Below are 22,399 nucleotides of genomic sequence, written 5' to 3' on the forward strand. Positions count from 1 at the left end.
AGGAAAGTTACCGGCGGTTCGACATAGGCTTCCGCCGTGGCGGACAAGCGCGAATACCGGACGGAGGAGCTGGCCGGCCAGGCCGGCATCACAGTGCGCACCCTGCGCTTCTACCGTGAGCGCAAGCTGCTCGCACCACCGCGCCGCGAGGGCCGTATCGCCTGGTACGACGACCATCACCTGGCCCGGCTGCGCACGATCGCCGCCCTCCTGGAGCGCGGCCACACCCTGACCGGCATCGCCGAGCTGGCCGACGCCCTCGACCACGGGCGGGACGTGGCCGACCTGATCGGCGTCGGCGGCCCCACCGAGGAGGAGCCCATCCGCCTCACCCCCGAGGAGCTCGCCGCCCGCTTCGAGGGCCAGGTCACCCCCGAGAACCTCGCCGCCGCCCTCGAACTCGGCTACCTCGGCACCGACGGCGACGAGATCGTCCACATCAGCCGCCGCCTCCTGGACGTCTCCTCCGCCCTGGTCCGCGAGGGCATCCCCCTCGCCGAGGTCCTCGCGGCCGGCGCCCGCGTCCGCGCACACGCCGACGCCCTCGCCGACCTCTTCACCACCCTGATCCTGCGCCACGCGACCGAGTCCGACCTCCCCCGGCTGCGCCCGCTGGCCCGGAGCGTGGTGGAGGCGGAGCTGTCACTGGCGCTGGACCGGCGACTACGGAAGGGGACCGAGGGGACCGACGGGACCGAGGGGACCGAGGGGGCTTCCGGGGAGGCCTAGAGGTCGTAGACCACCGTCACCGGCGCGTGGTCCGACCAGCGCTCGGCGTGCGTGGCGGCGCGCTCCACGAGGCCCTTGACGGCCTTGCCCGCGAGACCGGGCGTCGAGACGTGGAGGTCGATCCTCCACCCTGAGTCGTTGTCGAAGGCCCGGCCCCGGTACGACCACCAGGTGTACGGACCCTCCAGGTCCGGGTGCAGGGCGCGTACGACGTCGACGTAGCCGCCGTCCTGCGGGGTGAGGACCCGGGTGAGCCAGGCGCGCTCCTCGGGGAGGAAGCCGGAGTTCCTGGTGTTGGAGCGCCAGTTCTTCAGGTCGGCCTGCTGGTGGGCGATGTTCCAGTCGCCGCAGACCAGGACCTCGCGGCCGTCGGCGGCGGCGCGCTCGCGCAGGTCCTTGAGGTGGACGAGGAACGCGTCCATGAAGCGGACCTTCTCGTCCTGGCGGTCGGTGCCGACCTCGCCGGAGGGGAGGTAGAGGGAGGCGATCGTCACACCGGGCAGGTCGGCCTCGACGTACCGGCCGCTGCCGTCGAACTCGGACGAACCGAAACCGATCCGGACGGCGTCCGGTTCGCGGCGGGTGCAGAGGGAGACGCCGGCCCGGCCCTTGGCGGCGGCGGGGGCGTGCGTGACGTGCCAGCCCGCGGGCGCGCGGACCGCCTCCGGCAGCTGCTCCGGCTCGGCGCGCACCTCCTGGAGGCACAGCACATCGGCGGAGGTGTCCGCGAGCCACTCCACGAAGCCCTTCTTCGCGGCGGCACGCAGACCGTTCACATTGACGGAGGTCACAGTCAGCACCCGGGCACGATACCGGCACACTGGACGAGGTCCAGAAATCAGTTTCCGCCGGATTATGCATAGAAGTACTGTGAGCCGCATGAACATACGTCGGGTCTCCTTCGACCACCCCGATGCCGTCAAACTCAACGACGAGGTCCAGGCGGAGTACCACGAACGCTACGGCGACGGCGGCGACGCCACGGTCCTGGAGCCGACCCACTTCGAGCCGCCGAGCGGCGTCTACCTCATCGCCTACGACGAGGGCGACCGGCCCGTCGCCACCGGCGGCTGGCGCAGCCAGGACAGCAACGGCGAGGGCAACGAGGACGGGGACGCCGAGCTGAAGAGGATGTTCGTGATCCGGGAGATGCGCGGGCGCGGGCTGGCGCGGCGGATGCTGACCGCGCTGGAGGAGGACGCGCGGGCGGCCGGCCGGGTGCGGATGGTCCTGGAGACCGGCACCGAGCAGCCCGAGGCCATCGCCCTGTACACCTCCAGCGGGTACGAGCCGTGCACCAAGTTCGGCTACTACCGGGAGTACGACTCGAGCCGGTGCTTCGCCAAGCCGCTCGCCGCCGGGGAACTCAGCCTCTGAGGTAGGCCAGCACCGCGAGCACCCGGCGGTGGGTGTCGTCCGCCGGGGGCAGGTCCAGTTTGGTGAGGATGCTGCCCATGTGCTTGCCGACGGCCGCCTCGGAGACCACCAGCGCCCTGGCTATCGCGCCGTTGGACCTGCCCTCGGCCACCAGCGCCAGCACCTCCCGCTCACGCGGGGTCAGCCGGGCCAGCGGGTCGCGGCGGCGGCGCAGCAACTGCCGTACGACTTCCGGGTCGACGACCGTGCCGCCGGCCGCCACCTCGTGCAGGGCGGCCACGAACTCCTCGACCTGGCCGACCCGGTCCTTGAGGAGATAGCCGACACCGGTGCCGTCGCCGGAGTCGAGGAGCTCGGCGGCGTAGGCGCGCTGGACGTACTGGCTGAGGACGAGGACGGGCAGACCGGGGCGCTCGCTGCGCAGCCGGACCGCCGCGTGCAGCCCCTCGTCCTGGAACCCGGGCGGCATCCGGACGTCGGTGACGACCACGTCGGGGGTGTGGACGGCGACGGCGGCGAGGAGGGCGGGGGCGTCGCCGACCGCCGCGACGACCTCGTGGCCGAAGCGGGTGAGCAGGGCCGTCAGGCCGTCGCGGAGGAGGACGCCGTCCTCGGCGAGGACCACACGCAGGGTCCGTCCTTCGGTGTCGGCTCGCAAGGGATCTCCACACGCAGCAGGGTCGGTCCGCCCGTCGGGCTGGTCACGGACAGTCTTCCATCGAGCACTGACACCCGGTCGGCGAGACCGGTGAGGCCCGTGCCCCGGCCGGGGTCCGCGCCGCCGCGGCCGTCGTCCGACACCTCCAGGACGAGCCGCCCGTCGCCGTACTCCCCCTCGACACGGGCCCGCCCCGCCCCGCTGTGCCGGGCGACGTTGGCGAGCGCCTCACGGACCACGAAGTACGCGGCGGCCTCCACCGCCTGCGGAAGCCGGGGCAGGGGCGACACGAACCCGACGTCCACGGGGACCGGGGAGCGGTCCGCGGCGTCGGCGACGGCGGCCTCCAGGCCGTAGTCGGCGAGCACCTGGGGGTGGATGCCGTGGATCAGCTCGCGCAGCTCGGCCAGGGCCGCGCCCGCCTCCTCGCACGCGCGCGTGAGCTGTTCGGCGAGCGGGCCGCCGGGCGGGGCGTCGAGCCGGGCCAGGCCGAGGCTCATGGTGAGGGCGACGAGGCGCTGCTGGGCGCCGTCGTGCAGATCGCGTTCGATCCGGCGCCGCTCCGCCTCGAAGGCGTCGACCAGGCGGGCGCGGGAGCGGGTGAGTTCGGCGACCCTCGCGCGCGTGCCGCCGTCGGGCGGGGCGACCAGACGGCGCGTCAGCGCGGCACGCGCCGCGGCGGCCAGACCGAGGGCGTACGCCCCGGCCGCGAGCAGCAGCACCCCGAGCGCGGCCGCGGCGAACGCCGCGGGCTGACCGGTGACCGTCCACACCTTCAGCACCTTCACCTCGCGCCCACCGCCGGCCGTGGCGAGCAGTACCGGGGTCGCGATCATCGCGAGGGGCGAGACCAGCGCGACGAGCAACAGGAGCGCCTCGGCCGGCCAGAGGAGGCAGGCGGTGAGAAGAGCGTGGCCGAACTCCCGCCAGGTGGCCCCCTCCCGCAACCGGGTGCTGAGCCAGGCGCGCAGGCCGGGGGCGGGGGGATCGATGTGGGGGGTCGGGGCGGGGGATCGGAGATGCCGGTCCGGGCCGAGGGGGTGGAGGTGCCGGTCCGGGGCGAAGGGTCGGGCGTGCGGGTCCGGGGGGAGCGGGCGGGCGTGCGCGTCCGGGGCGAGCGGGCGGGCGTGCGCGTCGGGCTTGGAGGGGGCGGCGTGTGCGCCGGGCTTGGAAGGGTCGGCGTGCGCGCCGGGCTTGGAAGGGTCGGCGTGCGCGCCGGGCGCGCGTTTCCTCTCGATCCACCCCAGCCTGCGCCGCTCCAGCGCGGCCACGGGCAGCCCGGCGAGGACGGTGGCCGCGAGCAGGGGCAGCCCCACGAGCACGATCGCGAGGACTCCGCCGACCGTCACCCAGGCCGCCAGCCCGACCAGCAGGACGGCCCCGAGGACCGCCCCCGTCAGCAGATAGGCGGCGGCACGCCAGGGCCACGGCGAGAGCAGATAGCGCGGGCGGGTCAGTGCCTGCCACACGTCCCTGGGGTATCGGGGGTCCATACGGATCACCGTAGAAGGGCGCCCGGCGGGCGGACCATCCCTCCTGCCCGAGCCCCGGGGGTATGGCTGCCCCTACCCCGACTCTCGCCCCTGGCCGACCGACTGCGCACCCCCGCCCGCGGTTTCGTGGACCCATGACCACACCCGCTGTCCAACTGACCTCCGTGAGCAGGCGATACGGCACCGCCGAGACCGGAGTCACCGCGCTCGACGACGTCACGCTCGCCCTCCCCCGGGGTTCCTTCACCGCCGTCATGGGCCCGTCGGGGTCGGGGAAGTCGACACTGCTGCAGTGCGCCGCCGGGCTCGACCGGCCGACGTCCGGGTCGGTGCGGATCGCCGGCACCGAGCTGACCGGGCTGAGCGAGCGCCGGCTCACCCTGCTGCGGCGGGAGCGCATCGGATTCGTCTTCCAGTCGTACAACCTGCTGCCCGCCCTCACCGCCGCCCAGAACGTCGCCCTCCCGCTGCGGCTGGCCGGCCGCCGCCCGGCGAAGGCGGAGGTGCGCGAGGCGCTGCGGCGGGTCGGCCTCGCCGAACGGGCCGGACACCGGCCCGCCGAACTCTCCGGCGGCCAGCAGCAGCGGGTCGCCCTCGCCCGCGCCCTGATCACCCGCCCCGAGGTGCTCTTCGGCGACGAACCGACCGGCGCCCTCGACTCCACGACCGGCCGCGAGGTGCTGGTCCTGCTGCGCGCCCTGGTCGACGCCCACGGGCAGACGGTCGTCATGGTCACCCACGATCCGCTGGCAGCCTCCCGCGCGGACCGGGTGGTGTTCCTGGTCGACGGCCGGGTGCACGGCGAACTGGCCGGGGCGGGCGCGGAACGGATCGCGGCGCGGATGGCCGCTCTGGAGGGCGGACCCGGACCCGGGCCGGGGCCGGTGGCGGGCGGCGCGGCGCGCGCTTGCGTCACCGCGGAGGCCGCCCCGTGCTGAGCGTCGCCGTACGGACCCTGCGTGCGCGCTGGGCCGCCTTCGCCGGCAGTTTCGTCGCCCTGGCCCTGGGGGTGGGGCTGCTGACCGTGATGGGGCAGGCGCTGGCCGCCTCGGCGGACGCTCCGGTGCGCACGCCGGAACGGTTCGCCGCGGCGCCGGTGGTGGTGCGGGGGCAGGACACCCTGCGGGTGACGACCCCGGTCGGGGTGCGGACGGCGGAGCTGGCGGTGCCGCGCGCGGTGCCGGCCGCCACGGTCGCCGCGCTGCGCGCCCTCGGCCCGGTCGTGCAGGACCGTTCCTTCCCGGTCCGTGCGGCCGACGGCCCGGCCGGTCTGACCGGTCACCCCTGGTCGACGGCGCGCTTCGCCCCGTACGCCCTCACCGCGGGCCGTGCGCCACGCACGGCCGACGAGGTGGTGACCACCGGGGACTGGGCGTCCGTGGGCGACCGGCTCGAGACGGGCCACGGACCGGTGCGGGTGGTCGGCACGGTACGCGCGCGTGGCGGTACGGGACGCGCGGGCGATGACGCGGTACGCGCGCGTGGCGGCACGGAACGGGCGGCCCGTTCCGACGTACGCGCGCGTGCACGCGACTTCGAGAACGCCGTGTTCTACACGGACGCGCGGGCCGCCCGCCTGGAGCCCAGGTCGGAGCAGGTGGTGGTGGCGGCGGACGCGGCGGCGGTCCGCGCGGCCGTCGGCGACAGCGCGCGCGTGCTCACGGGTGACGACCGACGGTTCGCGGACGCGGACCCCGATCGCGACGCCGAGGCGCTGACCGCGCTGAACGCCCTGTTCGGCACGGCGGGCGGGGTGACGGCGTTCGTCTCGGTGTTCGTGGTGGCCTCCACGTTCGCGTTCGCCGTGGACCGGCGCCGCCGCGAGTTCGGGCTGCTGCGCACCGCGGGTGCGACACCGGGTCAGATCCGGCGGTCGGTACTGGCGGAGGCACTGCTGGTGGGCACGCTCGCCTCGGCGGCGGGCTGCGCGCTGGGCGCGTACGGCGCTCCGTGGCTGGCCGCACTGGTGGTCGACGGCGGCCTCGCGCCGGCCTGGTACACGATCGGCGGCCATCTGTGGCCCTATCATCTCGCGTTCTGGACGGGCCTGTCGGTCGCCGTGTGCGGAGCCCTGGCCGCGAGTCTGCGGGCCGGGCGGGTCGCGCCGGCGCAGGCGTTGCGTGAGGTCTCGGTCGACGGGCGCGTGCTGACGGGCGGGCGCCGGTGGTTCGGTGCCGCGCTGCTTCTCACGGCGTGCGCGACCCTGTCGTACGCCCTGCTGACGGATCCGGGCGACCTGCTGCACCGCAAGACGTACATCAGCCGCCCCCTGCTCGTGATCACTGCGGTGGCGCTGCTGTCCCCCGCGCTGGTGCGCCCGCTGGTGCCGCGGCTGCCGGGGGTGATCGGGCTGCTGGTGCGGGAGAACGCGGTCGCCGGGGTCCGCCGTACCGCCGCCGTGGCCGCGCCCGTGCTGGTCACCGTGGCGCTGGCGGGCTCCCTGCTGGGCGCGACGGCCACGCTGACCGAGGCGCGGACGGTGGAGGTACGGCAGCGGACGGTGGCGGACTTCGTGGTGACACCGGGGAGTGGTACGGCGCTGACGGCGGATGCCGTGGCCCGGCTGCGGAAGGTTCCCGGCGCCCTGGTGTCGGCGAGTGCGGCGACCGCCGTGTACACGCTGGAGGACGGGGTGGCACTGGTGAAGTCCGAGGCGCGGGCCGTCGATCCGGGGCCGCTCGGCATGCCCGTACGGCTGCCGGTGACGGCGGGCCGGCTCGCGGATCTCGACGACGGTTCGATCGTGGTGACCGAGGAGTGGTCGCGGCACCGGGTGGGGCAGCGGGTTCGGGTGTGGCTCGGTGACGGTACGTCCCGGTCGCTGCGGATCGCCGCCGTGCTGGCCACCGGGACCGGGGAGAGCGGGGTGTGGGTGAGCGCGGCCGATGCGGGGGGCGCGGCGGTGGACCGTGTCGATGTACGCGTGCGTGCGGGCGCCGATCCGGAGGGCGTCGCGGCGGGGCTGCGTGCGGTCGGCGGGGCGCGGGTGCTGAGCCGGGCGCAGTGGGTGGCTGCGGCCTCTCCGCAGACCAACCGGACGACCCGGCTGGGGGTGCTGCTCGTCCTGGGCATCGCGCTGGTGTACACCGGCATCTCACTCGCCAACACCTTGGTCATGGCGGCCGCGGAACGGGGGCGGGAGCGGGCGGTGTTGCGGCTGGCGGGGGCCACCGACGGGCAGATCCTGCGGCTGACCGCGGCGGAGGCGCTGGCGGTCGTGGGGGTGGGTGCCGTGCTGGGCCTGCTGGTGACGGTCGTCAACCTGGCGGGGATGTGGGGCGCGTTGCGTCTGCTGTCGGCGCCGGCGACGCTCGTCGTGCCCTGGCCGGCTCTGGGCGTGGTGACGGCGGCGTGCGCGGTGCTGGCGGTGGGGGCGGCGGTCGTGCCGGTGGCGGTGTCCGCCGCGGTGTCCGCCGCGCGGCGGGCTGCTTGCCCGGGATGAACGAGTCACCGCGGACATGGCAGAAGGTCCGCCCCCGATGGGGGCGGACCTTCATGCTGCGTGGACCTGAGGGGATTTGAACCCCTGGCCCCCTCGATGCGAACGAGGTGCGCTACCGGACTGCGCCACAGGCCCTTGCAACGAGTGAAACTCTAGCACCCCGATCGGGCTGCTTGAAAATCCGTTCCCGGAGGCCGGCGGCCCGGGGGCCGGGATGCTTCCGGGACCCGCTGCGGGGCGCCCGCGCGTGTCACTCGTTGGCCGCCCGGGGCCGCTCGCCGTCCTCGTACTGGTCGAAGAGCGGGGTCCGGCCGCGCTCGCGCGAGCGCCGGGCCGAGGCCGCGCGCCGCGCATCGCTGCGCTCGTCGCCGTCCGCCGTCCCGTCGTCCGCGTGGTCCGGCTCCTGCGGGTCCGCGTCCGGTACGGCCGTGGCGTCCGCCGTGTCCTGCTCCGGCACCACCGCGCTGGAGCGGGCGGAGCTCCACGCGTCCGGGGCGCCGAGGTCCACGTCGGAGGTGGCCCGGGGTGCGACCGGCGCGGTCACGTACGTGGGCAGCGGGACCGGTACCGGGTCCCAGCTGTCGCCGTGGCCCGGCCGGCGCTGCCGTTCGCGCTGCTGATCGACCCACTCCGCGTGATCGGTCTGCTCGACGAGCGCCCTGCGGTCGGCGGCGAGGGCCAGCAGGCCCGGGTCGGTCTCCGGCTCGGCAGCCTCGTGCGGCTCCTCTGCGCCCGCGTCCGCGGCGGCCTCGGCGGTCGCGGCGGCCGAGGCCGGAGCCGAGGCACGGCGGCGGGGCTGGCGCTCGCGGAGCCGCTGCGCGGCGGCCTCGGCGCGTCTGCGGTCCATCTGGAAGGCGAAACGCCGGCGCTCCTGGGCACGGAGATAGGCGATGTACCCGCTGAGCAGGACGGCGGGCACGCCCGGCGCCCAGAGGAACGCGAGCCCTCCGACGGCGGCGACGATCGCGCCGAGCGTGAAGGCGAGGAAGAGCAGGATCGTGGTGCGCCTGCGGCGCGCGAGCGCCTTCGAGCGCTGGGCGCGTGCTGCGGCCGCCTGCCCGCCGGGAGTGCGCCGCGCGGCCGGTACACGCTGGCGCGCCGGGGCGGCGCCCCCCTCGTGCACGGGCGCCGGCGCGGGGTCGTGGGCGCGTGCGGAGTCGGGGGCGTGGGCGCGTGCGGACTTGGGTGCCGGATCGCGCTTGGGGTCGCGCCCCGGGTCGCGTGCCGTGTCCGGGCGCGCGTGGCCGCGCTCCGCCGCCCGCTCCTGCGTCCGCTCCTGGACCGGCGCCTTCACCTGCGGGCGGGTCGGAGGCATGGCGAAGGCCCGGACGTCCACCGAATCGGTGACGGCGTCCGGGGCGCCGGCGTCCCGCTCCCCCTCCTCGGTTGAGCGCGCCTGCAGGTCCTTGGCGTACCGGCGCTCCATTCCCGCCCGTCCGGACAGCAGCCGGATGGCGGTGCTGAAGCGTTCCGTCGGACGGGCCTCGTTCAGCTCGTCCTGCCTACGGAGCCACATCGGCACCAAGTAGGCGGCCCAGGCCCCGACAATGACTGCGTAGATGAGGCCGCTGCTGCTCACGCCTCACACGGTAGAGGGATTCGCATGGGGCCATCCGCCAATTGGGCCGGTGTGTCGCACGATCTGGCTGATATTTCGAGCTTTTTTTGCGACCAGTGCGATCAACCGATCACTTTCGAACGTTTATTCGGGAACTTCGGAGCTTTTCCCGACCGGGTTCCGGAGCGCCGTATTCAATTGGAGGCGTTCTGTGAGCGCGCACGTCTCCAGCGGCCCAGCATGCCCTCCGGCACTTCCTCCGCCGTCAGCGCGAACACGAGGTGGTCGCGCCAGGCGCCGTCGATGTGCAGATAGCGCGGCCGCAGCCCTTCCTCCCGGAATCCGAGTTTCTCCACGACCCGTCGGCTGGGCCCGTTCTCGGGGCGAATGCAGACCTCGATGCGGTGCAGCCCGACGGTCCGGAAACAGTGGTCGACGACGAGCGCCACAGCCGTGGGCATCACCCCGCGGCCGGCCACCGCCTCGTCCACCCAGTAGCCGACGTGCCCGGAGCACATCGACCCCCAGGTGATCCCGGCCACGGTCAGCTGCCCGACCAGCTGCCCCTGGTACTCGATGACGAACGGCAGCATGCGTCCCGCGTTCGCCTCGGAGCGCAGGTGGCGGACCATCTGGCGGTAGGTCGGCCGGTGCGCGATCGGCCCGCTGGGCGCGGGCGGCGGAATCGTCGCCTCCCAGGGGCGCAGCCAGTCCCGGTTGCGCCGGTTCACCTCACGCCAGGCCCGCTGGTCGCGCAGCTTTATCGGCCGCAGGACGATGTCGCCCTCCGCCAGCACCACGGGCCAGGATGCGCCGTTCAGCTCGCACCCCCCGTACTGGCGGCCGGTCTGGGGTGGTCTCCGCCCCGGATCTGGTCCACGGCGTGCTTCAGCAGGGGCTCGAGGACCGTGAGGCCGTCCTTCACGCCGCCGGTGGAGCCGGGCAGGTTGACGATCAGGGTCCCGCCCGCGACGCCGGCCAGGCCCCGGGAGAGGACCGCGGTCGGCACCTTCGCACGGCCGTACGCCCGGATGGCCTCCGCGATGCCCGGCACCTCGTAGTCGATCACCCGGCGGGTCGCCTCGGGGGTGCGGTCGGTGGGCGACACACCTGTGCCGCCGGTGGTGACGATCACGTCGAAACCGGCCTCCGCGCCCGCCCGCAACGCCTCCTCCACGGGGTCACCGTCGGACACGACCTGCGGCCCGTCGACGACGAAACCGAAGCCACTGAGTCCCTCGGCGACCAGCGGGCCGCCCCGGTCCTCGTACACACCGGCCGAGGCCCGGTTGGAAGCGGTGACCACCAGCGCACTGTAGGGCGCGAGGAGGGCACCTCCGATCGACGCGTCCAAGGTCATGCCCGACTCCAGTCGCCCGACTTGCCGCCCGTCTTCTCCTCCACGCGCACGTCCGTGATGACCGCTCCCTTGTCGACCGCCTTCACCATGTCGATCACGGTGAGCGCGGCGACGGAGACCGCGGTGAGCGCCTCCATCTCGACGCCCGTGCGGTCCGTCGTCCTCACGGTGGCGCTGATCTCCACGGCGTCGTCCGCGACCGACAAGTCCAGTTTCACACCGGACACCGACAACGGGTGACACAGCGGGATCAGGTCCGGGGTGCGTTTGGCGCCCATGATCCCGGCGATCCGCGCGGTCGCGAGGGCATCGCCCTTGGGGACGCCCTCGCCGCGCAGCAGCTCGACCACCCGGGGCGAGACGAGGACGCGCCCACTGGCACGCGCGGTGCGTGCCGTGACGTCCTTGCCGGATACGTCGACCATGCGGGCGGCACCCGCGTCGTCGATGTGCGTCAGTCGGTCTGGCGTACTCATGCTGGTGCGGCGCTCCCGGTCCGGGCCTGTTGTGCGCGACACGGTACCCCCAACGAGGGGTGCTCAGCCGAGCAGGACCACCTCGACGTCGGTGCCCGGTTCGACGGACTCCACGTCTTCGGGGACGACGATCAGCGCGTCGGCGTGCGCGAGGGCGGCCACCAGGTGGGAGCCGGAGCCTCCGACGGGGCGGACGGTGCCGTCGGCGCAGGTGGCGCGCAGGAACTGTCTGCGCCCCTTGGGCGAGCGGATCGCCTTGTCGGCGGCCAACCTCGCGCGCGTGGTGGGCCGGTGGACGTCCTCGAGTCCCATGAGGGTGCGGATCGCGGGGCGGACGAACAGTTCGAACGAGACGTACGAGGAGACCGGGTTCCCGGGCAGGGCCAGCAGGGGGATGTGGTCGGGGCCGATGGAGCCGAAGCCCTGGGGCTTGCCCGGCTGCATGGCGAGCTTGCGGAACTCGATGCCGCTGCCGGCCTCGTCCTCGTCGCCGACGTGCGACAGGGCCTCCTTGACGACGTCGTACGCCCCGACGCTCACGCCGCCGGTGGTGACCAGGAGGTCGGCGCGGACCAGTTGGTCCTCGATGGTGGAGCGGAGGGTCTCGGCGTCGTCGGCGACCGCGCCCACCCGGTAGGCGATGGCGCCGGCGTCACGGGCGGCGGCGGTCAGGGCGAAGCTGTTGGAGTCGTAGATCTGGCCGGCACCCAGTTCCTCGCCGGGCTGGACGAGCTCGCTGCCGGTGGACAGGACGACGACGCGCGGGCGCGGGCGCACCCGGACGGTGCCGCGGCCGATCGCGGCGAGCAGGGCGATCTGGGGCGGCCCGAGGACGGTGCCGGCGTCGAGGGCGCGGTCCCCGGCCTGGACGTCGCTGCCCTTCGCGCGCACGTGCGCGCGTGCCTCCGCCGGGCGGTACACGCGTACGTGCCCGGAGGCCTGCTCGGGGGCGAGGCTGCGGGCGCGCATGCCGGTGACCGGGCCCTCGCCGAGGCCTCCGTCGGTCCACTCCACGGGGACGACGGTCTCGGCGCCGTTGGGCAGCGGGGCGCCGGTCATGATGCGGGCGGCCTGGCCGGGCCCCACGTACAGCAGGTCGGCCGCCTGGCCCGCCGCGACGTCCCCCACGACCTCCAGGGCCGCCGGGAACTCCTCGCTCGCGCCCGCGACATCCGCGACCCGTACCGCGTACCCGTCCATGGAGCTGTTGTCGAACGGCGGCAGGGAGAGCGCGACCGTGACGTCCTCGACCAGGACGCAGCCCTGGGCGTCGGGGAGTTGCAGCTCGATGGGTTCCAGGGGGCGGACGGTGGCGAGGATGTCCTCCAGGTGCTCGTCCACCGACCAGAGGTGGTCCTGGTCGGTGGGGCGGGGCGCGGCGGTGCTCAAAGTGGCTACATCTCCTCGGTGACGTAACTGCGAAGCCAGGACCGGAAGTCCGGACCCAGATCTTCACGTTCGCACGCGAGTCTGACAATGGCACGCAGGTAGTCGCCGCGGTCGCCGGTGTCATAGCGGCGGCCCTTGAAGACGACGCCGTGCACCGGGCCGCCGACCTTCTCGTCCTGGGCGAGCAGCTGGAGGGCGTCGGTGAGCTGGATCTCGCCGCCGCGGCCCGGCTCGGTCTCGCGCAGCACCTCGAAGACGGCTGGGTCGAGGACATAGCGGCCGATGATCGCGTAGTTGGAGGGGGCGTCCGCCGGCTCCGGCTTCTCGACCAGGCCGGAGACCTTGACGACGTCGCGGTCGCCGGTGCTCTCCACGGCCGCGCAGCCGTAGAGGTGGACCTGCTCGGGCGCGACCTCCATGAGCGCGACGACGCTGCCGCCGTACAGCTCCTGAACCTCGATCATGCGCTGCAGCAGCGGGTCGCGGGGGTCGATGAGGTCGTCACCGAGCAGGACGGCGAACGGCTCGTTCCCGACGTGCGGGGCGGCGCACAGGACGGCGTGGCCGAGGCCCCTGGGGTCGCCCTGGCGGACGTAGTGCATGGTGGCGAGGTCGCTGGACTCCTGGACCTTGGCGAGTCGCCGGGCGTCGCCCTTCTTCTCCAGCGCCGACTCGAGTTCGTAGTTGCGGTCGAAGTGGTCCTCGAGGGGGCGCTTGTTGCGACCGGTGACCATGAGGATGTCGTCGAGGCCGGCGGACACGGCCTCTTCGACCACGTACTGGATCGCGGGCTTGTCGACGACCGGCAGCATCTCCTTGGGAGTGGCCTTCGTCGCCGGCAGGAACCGGGTGCCGAGGCCCGCTGCGGGGATGACAGCCTTACTGATCCTGGGGTGAGACTGAGTCATGTCCGCAACCTTATCCGGTGACTTTGAGAGGAATCTGTAGCTCCGGTTAATAAGTGTTCATTTGAGCGTATTGGAGCAGTGTGGATGCGATCCATGGGCCGTGGGAACGGCACAGCGGACTCTGACAAAATTGTGTTGCGGCGAGGGTTCCTCGACATGAGGAACAGGTTGACGGCGGACGACGTGCACACGGCGGCCGCGGCGCTGTCCGGGCACGCCCTGGAGCTGCCCGAGTTGGCGCACGCGCGCGTGGTGGCGGCGTACGTCTCCGTGGGCACCGAGCCAGGCACCCTCGCGCTCCTGGACGCCCTGCGCGCCCGGGGCGTGCGCGTGCTGCTGCCCGCGCTGCTGCCCGACAACGATCTGGACTGGGGCGCTTACGACGGTCCGGGCTCCCTCGCTCCGGTCCGGCACGGCGGGAAGATGGAGCTCCTGGAGCCGGTCGGCGAGCGGCTCGGCGCGGACGCCGTCACGGGCGCGGACGTGGTGCTGCTGCCGGGGCTCGCGGTCGACACGCGCGGGATGCGCCTGGGGCGCGGCGGAGGGTCGTACGACCGCGTCCTGGCCCGCCTGGAACGCGCCGGCGTACGCCCCTCGCTGGTGGTGCTGCTGTACGACAACGAGGTCGTCGAGCACGTCCCCGAGGAGCCGCACGATCTGCCGGTGCGGGCGGTAGTGACACCGTCGGGGGTGCGGCGCTTCTCCTGACGTGCCTCCTGAGAGGAAGGGGCCCTTCACGCGTGTGTGCGTGAAGGGCCCCTTCTTGGTGGTCGCTCTCAGTCGCTCATGGCTTGAGCACGAGGGTGTCGCTGGTGTTCTTGGTGACCGCCTTCTGCGAGAAGGACCAGTCGAGCAGTTCGCCCTTGGCCCACTTGCTGGTCTGGTCGGTGTAGTGGGCGCTGAAGGCGTGCCCGGAGGCACCGGTGAGGTTGATCCACTTCGACTTGTCGAAGTCCTCCAGGTTGACCACCATGCGCATCGACGGCACCCATACGACGCCGTAGCCGCCGGCCGCGTTCCAGCCGGTCGCGTCGACCGCCGCCTCGCCGCCGCCGAGCTTCCAGGGGCCGCGGTTGAGGATGTACTGCAGGAAGCCGGGGCCGCTGGTGCCGAGGGTCTGGTTCTTCAGGAACAGGCGGTGCAGCCGGCCCCAGCTCCAGGTGTCGATGTCCTTGCCGAGCTTCGCGGTGAGCTCCCAGCGCGCGTCGATCATGGCGCGCTTGAACAGGTCGTCGCGGTTGCGGTCGGCGCCTTCGCGGCCGGTGGCCGACTTGGGCGTGGTCCACCAGTCGCTGTCCGGCTTGTCCATGAGGTTGCGCACGACCTGGAACCAGCGGTCGCCGCCGTCGGGCTGCGCCTGGTCGGCGTCGCGCTGACCGCACTCGCGGACCTTCGCGGTGTCGTCGACGGCGTTGGTCGCGTTCGCCGGGTCGACCCACAGGCACTGGCCCTCGACCCGCAGTTCCTTGGGCAGCTTGTTGCCGAAGGCGAGCTTGAGGATGTTGCGCCAGACGGCGTTGAAGTAGGCGGCCGCCGCCGAGTCGGCGTCCTGAGTGCGCTCCCAGTTCTGGAGCAGTTCCTGCGCCTGACGGACGTCCGGGTCGTCGATGTTGATCTTCAGCAGGGTGGGGACGAGCAGCTTGGCGATCTCGCTGCTGTTGTCCATCTGCATCTGACGCATGTCGTCGGTGGAGATCTTGCCGCCGCCCTTGATCTTCTGCTCGATCAGGTCGGTGATGCGCTGACTGCGGGTGCCGTAGCCCCAGTCCGTGGTGAGCGTGTACGGATACGTGTCGTCGACGACGGCCTGGTTGGCGGTGACGATGAAGCCGCGCTTCGGGTTGAGCTCGTAGGGCAGTGCCTTGAAGTCGATGTAGCCGGTCCACGCGTTCTTGGAGTTCCAGCCCGCCACCGGGACCGAGCCGTCGTCGCCCTTCGCGCGCGTGGGGATCTTTCCGGGCAGCTGGTAGCCGATGTTGTCGTCGGTGTCGGCGTAGATCAGGTTCTGCGAGGGCACGTCGAACAGCTTGGCCGCGTCACGGAAGTCGTCCCAGTCCTTGGCCCGGTCCAGCGCGAAGACGGCGTCCATGGTGGTGCCGGGCTCCAGCGCGGTCCACTTCAGGGCGACGCCGTAGCCGTCGCCGCGGTCGGGTGCCGCGTTGTCGACGGTGGCCTTCTGGCCGACCTTGACGAGTTCCTTGCTGCGGTCGGACAGCAGGGGCATGCCGTCCTCGGTCTTGCGGACGACGATCTTCTTCGCGCTGCCGCCGGCGACCTTGATGGTCTCCGTGCGTGTCTCGAAGGGCTTCGTCTTGCCGTCGTAGAGGTAGCCGTCGCCGGACAGCTTCTCCAGGTAGAGGTCGGTGACGTCGACGCCGGAGTTGGTCATGCCCCAGGCGATGTCCTGGTTGTGTCCGATGATCACACCGGGCATGCCCGCGAAGGTGTAGCCGGAGACGTCGTACTGACACGTGCTGGAGACGGTGCGGCAGTGCAGGCCCATCTGGTACCAGACCGAGGGCAGCGAGGCCGACAGATGCGGGTCGTTCGCCAGCAGCGGCTCGCCGGTGATGGTGTGGTCGCCGGAGACGACCCAGGAGTTGGAGCCGATGCCGTTGCCGTTCACACCGACGGCCGTGGGCAGGTCGTCCAGAACGTTGTAGAGGCCCTCCAGCTGCCCCTGCAGGCCCGCGGTGTCCCCGGAAGTCCCGGAGGAGGTCCCGGAGCCGCTCGTCGAGCTGCCGGCGCCCGTGGAGCCGCTGCCCGTGCTGGTGCCGTCGCTGTCCTCGAACGCCTCGGTGAGCTCGTTGTACTCGCCCTGCTGGACGATCGTGTTGGACTCGCCGTCGACCTTGTACGGGTACTCCGGGTACAGGTCGGCGATCTGCTGCGGGCCGAGGCGGCTCGTCATCAGGGCGCGGTCGATCTCGTCCTGCATGTTGCCGCGCAGGTCCCAGGCCATCGCCTTCAGCCAGGAGATCGAGTCGACCGGGGTCCACTCGGCCGGCTTGTAGTCGTTGGTGAAGCCCAGCGCCGCGTACTCCAGGGAGATGTCCGCGCCGTCCTTGCCCTTGAGGTAGGCGTTGACTCCCTTGGCGTACGCCTGGAGGTACTTCTTGGTGGAGTCCGACAGTGTGGTGTCGTACTCCTTCTTGGCGATCCGGTCCCAGCCCAGGGTGCGCAGGAACTCGTCGTTGTCGACCTGGCTCTTGCCGAACATCTCCGACAGGCGGCCGGACGTCATGTGGCGGCGCACGTCCATCTCGTAGAACCGGTCCTGCGCCTGAACGTAGCCCTGCGCCATGAACAGGTCCTCGTCGGAGGACGCGTAGATCTGCGGGATGCCGTAGCCGTCCCGCTTCACGTCCACGGGCCCGGACAGGCCTTCGAGGGTGATCGAACCCTTGGTCTGCGGGAAGGAGGCACGGACCGTACTGATGGACCAATAGGCGCCGAAAGCGATGCCGCCGATGACGGCCAGCACCAGTACGAGCACGATAAGACGGGCTTTTCGCCCCTTCTTCCTGCCGGACTTGCCGGGCTTGTCACCCGTTGAGGCGGTGGTGTTGGGGGGCATCGCTGTCCTTGCTGTCCTAACGCGAGCGGCAGGCGGTCCTGGAGTGCTGGAGCAACCATAGGCGCAGGGGTCTGCGCCACTTGACGCGGAGTCGGGTACCAGCACGGAAGGATGTTCGATCTTGCCTCTTCGAGCGTCAAGAAATCGTCAAGAGTTAGGTAAGGTAATGAAGTAGTTGGGCTCGGGGCGGACAGCTTCGTGTCCCATGTACGTGTGCGCCCGCGCGCGAGTCGTGCGCGCCAGGGAAGGGAACCGCCGCTGACTGTCCACCACCTCAACCAGCTCCTGCTCGTCTGCTCGCTCGTCCTGCTCGTCGCCGTCGCAGCGGTACGCGTCTCCTCACGCAGCGGGCTCCCCAGCCTGCTCGTTTACCTCGGCATCGGCGTCCTCATGGGCCAGGACGGCATCGGCGACATCCGCTTCGACAACGCCGAGCTCACCCAGGTCATCGGATACGCGGCCCTGGTCGTGATCCTCGCCGAGGGCGGTCTGGGCACGAAGTGGAAGGAGATCGAGCCGGCCCTTCCGGCCGCCTCCGCGCTGGCACTCGCCGGCGTCGCGGTGAGCGTGGGGGTCACCGCAGCCGGTGCGCACTATCTGACCGGGCTGGAATGGCGGCAGGCCCTCATCATCGGCGCGGTGGTGTCCTCCACGGATGCGGCGGCGGTGTTCTCCGTCCTGCGCCGTATCCCGCTCCCCGCGCGCGTGACGGGCACGCTGGAGGCCGAGTCCGGCTTCAACGACGCCCCCGTGGTCATCCTGGTGGTGGCTTTCTCCCAGACCGGCCCCGTCGAGCACTGGTACGTACTGGTGGGCGAGATAGCCCTGGAGCTGGCCATCGGCGCGGCCATCGGACTCGCCGTGGGCTGGCTCGGCTCCTGGGGCCTCAGGCACGTCGCGCTGCCCGCCTCCGGCCTCTACCCGATCGCGGTCATGGCGATCGCGGTCACGGCGTACGCGGCCGGCGCCCTGGCGCACGGCAGCGGCTTCCTCGGCGTCTACCTCGCTTCGATGGTCATGGGCAACGCGAAGCTGCCGCACTGGCCGGCCACGCGCGGGTTCGCCGACGGGCTCGGCTGGATCGCCCAGATCGGCATGTTCGTCCTGCTCGGCCTGCTGGTCACCCCGCACGAACTGGGCGACGACGTGTGGCCCGCACTCGTCATCGGCCTGGTACTCACGATGGTGGCGCGTCCGCTGAGCGTGGTGCTGTGCCTGACGCCGTTCCGGGTGCCCTGGCAGGAGCAGACCCTGATGTCCTGGGCGGGGCTGCGTGGCGCCGTCCCCATCATCCTGGCGACCATCCCCATGGTCAGCGGCATCGAGGCCAGTCGCCGCATCTTCAACATCGTGTTCGTCCTGGTCGTCGTCTACACCCTGGTCCAGGGGCCGACGCTGCCCTGGCTGGCCCGCAAGCTGCGCCTGGGCGAGGACTCCGAGGCCGCCGACCTCGGGGTCGAGTCGGCGCCGCTGGAGCGGCTGCGCGGGCATCTGCTCTCCGTCGCGATCCCCGAGGGGTCGAAGATGCACGGCGTCGAGGTCAACGAGCTGCGGCTGCCGGGAGGGGCCGCCGTCACCCTCGTCGTCCGCGAGGGAAAATCGTTCGTTCCGCTGCCGACGACCGTGCTGCGGCACGGCGACGAACTTCTCGTCGTCGCCACCGACCCCGTCCGGGACGCCGCCGAGAAGCGGCTGCGCGCCGTGGGACACGGGGGCAAGCTGGCCGGGTGGCTGGGCACCGGCCGAGACCGCTGAGGGCACGTCCCTCGTCGCGTCCGGTCAGGTCCGCAACCCGTTAAGAGCAGGTTTCGGCGTGCTCACTCTCACAGGCCATGAGCACGCCACGCCCGGTACGATGAACCCGCACCTTGATCGAACCAACTCTGCCTGACGCAGAGCTGGCGCGACCGTATGGCGGCCGGGACGCCTCCCTCACAGGCCCGGTATCTACCGCAGTAGCGCAAGAGGACAGCTCTCGGCGCCCCTCGCCCGCACAGTGGGGTCGCGCTACCAGGCGGCAGAAAGGCACGGCCGTGGCATCCACGGTCTCCATCGGATACAGCCGGCTGCTGCGCACGCGTGGCGCGTGGACGTTCCTGCTCCCCGGTCTCGCGGCGCGCCAGCCGTTCGCGATGCTCACCATCTCCCTCGTGCTCCTCGTGCAGCACACCACCGGCTCCTACGGCGTGGCAGGTGCCGCCGCCGCGGTCACCGGGGTCTCCATGGCCCTGTTCGCGCCCTACGGCGGGCGTCTCGCCGACCGCTACGGACAGCGCGCGGTGCTGGTCCCCGGCGTCCTCGTGCACGGGTTCTCGGCCCTGACGCTGACGGCGCTCGCCCTGGCCGACGCGCCCCTGTGGGCGCTGTTCGCCGCGGCCGTGCCCACCGGTGCCTCGGTGCCGCAGATCGGGCCGATGGTGCGGGCCCGCTGGGGCGTGAAGCTGAAGGGGTCGCCGCTGATGACCACCGCGGCGGCCTTCGAGTCCGTCACGGACGAGCTGACCTTCGTCGTCGGCCCGCTGCTGGCGACTGCCCTGTGCACCGCTGTGCACCCGGCCGCCGGACTGGTCGCCGAGGCCTCGCTGACCCTGATCGGCGGTCTGCTGTTCGCCGCACAGAAGAGCACCCAGCCGCAGACCGCCACCGTCGGGCACGCACGCGTGGAGCACGCCTCGGCGCTGCACATCCCCGGTGTGCGCGTGCTGGTCGTGGCCTTCCTGGGCATCGGTTCGGTGTTCGGCGGCATGCAGGTCTCGCTGGCCGCGTTCAGCGAGTCGATCGGCGAGCCCGGCCTCAACGGCGTCCTGTACGGGACGTTCGCCGCCGGCAACATGCTCTCCGGCCTGGTCTGCGGTGCCATCGCCTGGAAGACCGCCCCGCAGCGCCGTCTGGTCGTCGGATACGCCGCGCTGGCGCTGACGGCCTCCGGCCTGTGGGCCGCGCAGTCGGTGCTCCTGCTGGCGTGCCTGGGCCTGCTGGTCGGCATGTGCATCGCTCCCGCGCTGATCACCGGCTACACGCTGGTCGAGGGCCTGGTGCCGGCCCAGGCACGCACCGAGGCATTCACCTGGCTGACGGGCGCGGTCGCGCTCGGGCAGGCGGCCGCCGTCACGGTCGCCGGCCAGCTGGAGGACCGCTTCTGGGGAGGCGCCGGATTCCTGGTGCCGCTGGGCGGCACGCTGCTCGCCCTGACCACGCTGCTGGCGCTCCGATCGCGGCTGGTGGCGCACCCCCGGGGCCGTACCGTGGCACGTGGCGTCGGTCACCGCGTGCCGCTGACAGTGGACTGATCCTCAGGAATACGTCACTATGGACCGTCGTTAGCACTCATTGAGTGAGAGTGCCAGGAGGAAGACAGTGCCGACCTACCAGTACCAGTGCACCGAGTGCGGCGAGGGCCTCGAGGCGGTGCAGAAGTTCACCGACGACGCCCTGACCGAGTGCCCCAACTGCGGTGGGCGCCTCAAGAAGGTGTTCTCCGCGGTCGGCATCGTCTTCAAGGGCTCGGGCTTCTACCGCAACGACAGTCGCGGCTCCTCTTCGAGCAGCTCGCCGGCCTCGTCGAAGCCGTCGACCTCCTCGTCGTCCTCCACGGACTCCTCGTCCTCTTCTTCGTCTTCGTCGTCCTCCTCGGACTCGAAGTCGAGCTCCGGCACCTCTGCGGGTACCTCCGCCGCGTAAGGCTTCCTCCTAGGACCCTGTCGTCGTACGACGGCAGGGTCCTAGGTGTTTCCCCTGTCGGGGACTGACCGTGTTCGATTCCGGCTACTGTGCTGGTCATGGCGAACGCAGAGATCGGCGTCATCGGCGGCTCGGGCTTCTACTCGTTCCTCGACGACGTCACCGAGATCCAGGTGGACACCCCCTACGGGGCGCCCAGCGACTCCCTCTTCCTCGGCGAGATCGCCGGCCGGCGGGTCGCCTTCCTGCCCCGGCACGGGCGGGGGCACCATCTGCCGCCCCACCGGATCAACTACCGGGCCAATCTGTGGGCGCTGCGTTCGGTGGGGGCGCGCCAGATCCTGGGCCCGTGCGCCGTGGGCGGGCTGCGCCCCGAGTACGGGCCGGGCACGCTGCTGGTGCCGGATCAGCTGGTCGACCGTACGAAATCCCGGGTGGGGACCTACTTCGACGGGCTGCCGCTGCCCGACGGCACGGTGCCCAACGTGGTGCATGTGTCCCTGGCCGACCCTTACTGCCCCACCGGGCGCGCGGCCGCGCTGAAGGCGGCGCGCGGGCGGGAGTGGGAGCCGGTGGACGGTGGGGCGCTGGTCGTGATCGAGGGGCCCCGGTTCTCGACGCGTGCCGAGTCGTTGTGGCACCAGGCACAGGGCTGGTCGGTTGTGGGCATGACAGGCCACCCGGAGGCCGCGCTCGCCCGTGAACTCGAGCTGTGCTACACGTCGTTGACCCTGGTCACCGACCTGGACGCGGGCGCCGAGTCCGGTGAGGGCGTGTCGCACGAGGAGGTGCTGACCGTGTTCGCGGCGAACGTGGACCGGCTGCGGGGTGTGCTGTTCGACGCGGTGGCCGCGCTGCCGCCGGACGAGGCGCGGGACTGCGCGTGCGGGAAGGCGCTGGGCGGGATGGATCCGGGGTTCGAGCTGCCGTAGCGGAACTCGTCGTTCGGGTGAGGGAGTTTTCCACAATCCGTGGATGATCCACCGGTTCCGGCGGACGGCGGCGTGAGCGGGCATCGTGGCCTGGCTAGCCGATCCCTCGCCGCAGGTGGTGATCCCGTTGTCCGCTTTCTCCCCCTCTCCTTCCGCCTCCTCCCCCTCGTCTCCGCCCCACCCGGTCCCTCCGCCGTACGAGGTGCCGCAGTTCGCTCCCGTGCGAGTCAAGGGCGGGTGGCGTCTGCTGCGCCGGCTCGTGCGGAATCGGCAGCGCGCCGTGGCACTGGGCCTCGCCGTCACCGCCGCCGCGCTGGTGGCGGCGGGCCCGAGGGACGGTGCGCCGGCTCCGGCGCGCGGACATCCGGATGGCGACGCACCCGCCCGCGCTCACTCGTCATCGGGCGAGCCCGTCCGCAGGCGCCCCGCGAGCGGGCAGGCGAAGGTGACGGCGCCGGTGCGGATCGCCGATGCGGCGACCGTTCGGCTGCTGCGGCCCGGTGACCGGGTAGACGTCATCGCCGTACCCGCGGACGGCCCCACGGCTGCGGACGGGGAGGCGCGGGTGATCGCGCGCCGGGCGCTCGTGACGAAGGTGCCCGAGCCCGTGGACCCGTCCGCGGTCACCGGTGACGGTGACGGAGGAGCGCTGGTCGTGCTGTCGGTGTCCCGCTCCACCGCGACGCGTCTGGCGGGCGCGAGCGCATCGGCCCGGCTGGCGGTGACTCTGTGGTGAAGAAGAAGTCAAGTCCTTCGTTGGAGCTACCGGATTGGGCACGCGTGGCTCAGGGTGACGTAGGTTGCGGAGCTGTTCGTTCC

The 22,399-nt window shown here is 72.2% G+C and carries 20 protein-coding genes and 1 tRNA gene; 10 read left to right on the forward strand and 11 right to left on the reverse strand.

The window, feature by feature from the left end:
• Window positions 1-36 precede the first annotated feature (36 nt).
• Window positions 37-729 carry a MerR family transcriptional regulator gene (locus tag AQJ64_RS31315; protein WP_055633233.1) on the forward strand — a complete coding sequence of 231 codons (693 nt, stop codon included), beginning with the start codon at window positions 37-39 and terminating at the stop codon, window positions 727-729.
• Here AQJ64_RS31315 and AQJ64_RS31320 read toward each other — a convergent pair.
• Window positions 726-1,529 (reverse strand): exodeoxyribonuclease III, encoded by an 804-nt coding sequence (locus tag AQJ64_RS31320; RefSeq protein WP_055633234.1) that lies wholly within the window; start codon window positions 1,527-1,529, stop codon window positions 726-728. The two genes, AQJ64_RS31315 and AQJ64_RS31320, sit on opposite strands and share 4 nt — an antisense overlap.
• 79 nt (window positions 1,530-1,608) lie before the next feature.
• Between AQJ64_RS31320 and AQJ64_RS31325 the strand changes: the two genes are divergently transcribed.
• Window positions 1,609-2,106 (forward strand): GNAT family N-acetyltransferase, encoded by a 498-nt coding sequence (locus tag AQJ64_RS31325; RefSeq protein WP_055633235.1) that lies wholly within the window; start codon window positions 1,609-1,611, stop codon window positions 2,104-2,106.
• On the opposite strand, the gene AQJ64_RS31330 is transcribed toward AQJ64_RS31325, so the two are convergent.
• Window positions 2,096-2,764, reverse strand: a complete 669-nt coding sequence (locus AQJ64_RS31330; protein ID WP_079062053.1) for a response regulator — start codon at window positions 2,762-2,764, stop codon at window positions 2,096-2,098. The genes AQJ64_RS31325 and AQJ64_RS31330 overlap by 11 nt on opposite strands.
• Complete coding sequence (locus tag AQJ64_RS31335) at window positions 2,689-4,257, reverse strand: sensor histidine kinase (protein ID WP_244902698.1); 1,569 nt, start codon at window positions 4,255-4,257, stop codon at window positions 2,689-2,691. Before AQJ64_RS31335 ends, AQJ64_RS31330 begins: the two co-directional genes overlap by 76 nt.
• Before the next feature lie 134 nt (window positions 4,258-4,391).
• Between AQJ64_RS31335 and AQJ64_RS31340 the strand changes: the two genes are divergently transcribed.
• Together AQJ64_RS31340 and AQJ64_RS31345 are read left to right on the forward strand one after the other, a co-directional pair.
• The gene (locus AQJ64_RS31340; RefSeq protein ID WP_079062054.1) at window positions 4,392-5,195 is read left to right on the forward strand and encodes an ABC transporter ATP-binding protein; all 804 of its coding nucleotides are present in this window, start codon (window positions 4,392-4,394) and stop codon (window positions 5,193-5,195) included.
• Window positions 5,189-7,699, forward strand: a complete 2,511-nt coding sequence (locus AQJ64_RS31345; RefSeq protein WP_059203203.1) for an FtsX-like permease family protein — start codon at window positions 5,189-5,191, stop codon at window positions 7,697-7,699. The genes AQJ64_RS31340 and AQJ64_RS31345 overlap by 7 nt, the downstream gene beginning before the upstream one ends.
• 61 nt (window positions 7,700-7,760) lie before the next feature.
• Here AQJ64_RS31345 and AQJ64_RS31350 read toward each other — a convergent pair.
• The 7 genes from AQJ64_RS31350 to galU form a co-directional block, all read right to left on the reverse strand.
• Window positions 7,761-7,834, reverse strand: a tRNA-Ala gene (locus tag AQJ64_RS31350).
• Window positions 7,835-7,949: 115 nt separating this feature from the next.
• Window positions 7,950-9,278 carry a YoaK family protein gene (locus AQJ64_RS31355; RefSeq protein ID WP_055631321.1) on the reverse strand — a complete coding sequence of 443 codons (1,329 nt, stop codon included), beginning with the start codon at window positions 9,276-9,278 and terminating at the stop codon, window positions 7,950-7,952.
• A 173-nt stretch (window positions 9,279-9,451) separates the two neighbouring features.
• Window positions 9,452-10,054 carry a GNAT family N-acetyltransferase gene (locus tag AQJ64_RS31360; protein WP_206189586.1) on the reverse strand — a complete coding sequence of 201 codons (603 nt, stop codon included), beginning with the start codon at window positions 10,052-10,054 and terminating at the stop codon, window positions 9,452-9,454.
• Window positions 10,055-10,074: 20 nt separating this feature from the next.
• Window positions 10,075-10,617 carry a MogA/MoaB family molybdenum cofactor biosynthesis protein gene (locus tag AQJ64_RS31365; RefSeq protein WP_055631323.1) on the reverse strand — a complete coding sequence of 181 codons (543 nt, stop codon included), beginning with the start codon at window positions 10,615-10,617 and terminating at the stop codon, window positions 10,075-10,077.
• On the reverse strand, window positions 10,614-11,093 hold the full coding sequence (gene moaC, locus AQJ64_RS31370; RefSeq protein ID WP_055631324.1) for a cyclic pyranopterin monophosphate synthase MoaC: 480 nt from the start codon (window positions 11,091-11,093) through the stop codon (window positions 10,614-10,616). Before moaC ends, AQJ64_RS31365 begins: the two co-directional genes overlap by 4 nt.
• 63 nt (window positions 11,094-11,156) lie before the next feature.
• Complete coding sequence (gene glp, locus AQJ64_RS31375; RefSeq protein WP_055631325.1) at window positions 11,157-12,482, reverse strand: molybdotransferase-like divisome protein Glp; 1,326 nt, start codon at window positions 12,480-12,482, stop codon at window positions 11,157-11,159.
• Window positions 12,483-12,487: 5 nt separating this feature from the next.
• On the reverse strand, window positions 12,488-13,390 hold the full coding sequence (gene galU / locus AQJ64_RS31380) for a UTP--glucose-1-phosphate uridylyltransferase GalU (RefSeq protein WP_055631326.1): 903 nt from the start codon (window positions 13,388-13,390) through the stop codon (window positions 12,488-12,490).
• Between the two features lie 156 nt (window positions 13,391-13,546).
• Between galU and AQJ64_RS31385 the strand changes: the two genes are divergently transcribed.
• Entirely contained in the window at window positions 13,547-14,098 is a 552-nt protein-coding gene (locus AQJ64_RS31385; RefSeq protein ID WP_397805203.1) for a 5-formyltetrahydrofolate cyclo-ligase, read from the forward strand.
• Window positions 14,099-14,174: 76 nt separating this feature from the next.
• On the opposite strand, the gene AQJ64_RS31390 is transcribed toward AQJ64_RS31385, so the two are convergent.
• Window positions 14,175-16,967 (reverse strand): penicillin acylase family protein, encoded by a 2,793-nt coding sequence (locus AQJ64_RS31390; RefSeq protein ID WP_055631328.1) that lies wholly within the window; start codon window positions 16,965-16,967, stop codon window positions 14,175-14,177.
• 198 nt (window positions 16,968-17,165) lie between these two features.
• Between AQJ64_RS31390 and AQJ64_RS31395 the strand changes: the two genes are divergently transcribed.
• The 5 genes from AQJ64_RS31395 (at window position 17,166) to AQJ64_RS31410 (ending at window position 22,316) form a co-directional block, all read left to right on the forward strand.
• Window positions 17,166-18,722 carry a potassium/proton antiporter gene (locus AQJ64_RS31395; RefSeq protein ID WP_240512433.1) on the forward strand — a complete coding sequence of 519 codons (1,557 nt, stop codon included), beginning with the start codon at window positions 17,166-17,168 and terminating at the stop codon, window positions 18,720-18,722.
• Window positions 18,723-19,000: 278 nt separating this feature from the next.
• On the forward strand, window positions 19,001-20,257 hold the full coding sequence (locus tag AQJ64_RS31400; protein WP_055631329.1) for an MFS transporter: 1,257 nt from the start codon (window positions 19,001-19,003) through the stop codon (window positions 20,255-20,257).
• Window positions 20,258-20,324: 67 nt separating this feature from the next.
• Window positions 20,325-20,648, forward strand: coding sequence for an FmdB family zinc ribbon protein (locus tag AQJ64_RS46680; RefSeq protein ID WP_079062056.1), 324 nt, complete (start codon window positions 20,325-20,327; stop codon window positions 20,646-20,648).
• Between the two features lie 98 nt (window positions 20,649-20,746).
• Complete coding sequence (locus AQJ64_RS31405) at window positions 20,747-21,580, forward strand: S-methyl-5'-thioadenosine phosphorylase (RefSeq protein WP_055631335.1); 834 nt, start codon at window positions 20,747-20,749, stop codon at window positions 21,578-21,580.
• Between the two features lie 127 nt (window positions 21,581-21,707).
• Window positions 21,708-22,316 carry an RcpC/CpaB family pilus assembly protein gene (locus AQJ64_RS31410; RefSeq protein ID WP_079062057.1) on the forward strand — a complete coding sequence of 203 codons (609 nt, stop codon included), beginning with the start codon at window positions 21,708-21,710 and terminating at the stop codon, window positions 22,314-22,316.
• Window positions 22,317-22,399 lie beyond the last annotated feature (83 nt).

The sequence above is a fragment of the Streptomyces griseoruber genome (assembly GCF_001514205.1).
In the GTDB taxonomy this organism is placed as follows: domain Bacteria; phylum Actinomycetota; class Actinomycetes; order Streptomycetales; family Streptomycetaceae; genus Streptomyces; species Streptomyces griseoruber.

What these genes read in the sequence shown, in the direction of transcription:
- AQJ64_RS31390 (WP_055631328.1), bottom strand. Translation starts at nt 16,967, where the DNA reads ATGCCCCCCAACACCACCGCCTCAACGGGTGACAAGCCCGGCAAGTCC.
- AQJ64_RS31385 (WP_397805203.1), top strand. Translation starts at nt 13,547, where the DNA reads ATGAGGAACAGGTTGACGGCGGACGACGTGCACACGGCGGCCGCGGCG.
- AQJ64_RS31365 (WP_055631323.1), bottom strand. Translation starts at nt 10,617, where the DNA reads ATGACCTTGGACGCGTCGATCGGAGGTGCCCTCCTCGCGCCCTACAGT.
- AQJ64_RS31340 (WP_079062054.1), top strand. Translation starts at nt 4,392, where the DNA reads ATGACCACACCCGCTGTCCAACTGACCTCCGTGAGCAGGCGATACGGC.
- galU (WP_055631326.1), bottom strand. Translation starts at nt 13,390, where the DNA reads ATGACTCAGTCTCACCCCAGGATCAGTAAGGCTGTCATCCCCGCAGCG.
- AQJ64_RS31325 (WP_055633235.1), top strand. Translation starts at nt 1,609, where the DNA reads ATGAACATACGTCGGGTCTCCTTCGACCACCCCGATGCCGTCAAACTC.
- AQJ64_RS31405 (WP_055631335.1), top strand. Translation starts at nt 20,747, where the DNA reads ATGGCGAACGCAGAGATCGGCGTCATCGGCGGCTCGGGCTTCTACTCG.
- moaC (WP_055631324.1), bottom strand. Translation starts at nt 11,093, where the DNA reads ATGAGTACGCCAGACCGACTGACGCACATCGACGACGCGGGTGCCGCC.
- AQJ64_RS31335 (WP_244902698.1), bottom strand. Translation starts at nt 4,257, where the DNA reads ATGGACCCCCGATACCCCAGGGACGTGTGGCAGGCACTGACCCGCCCG.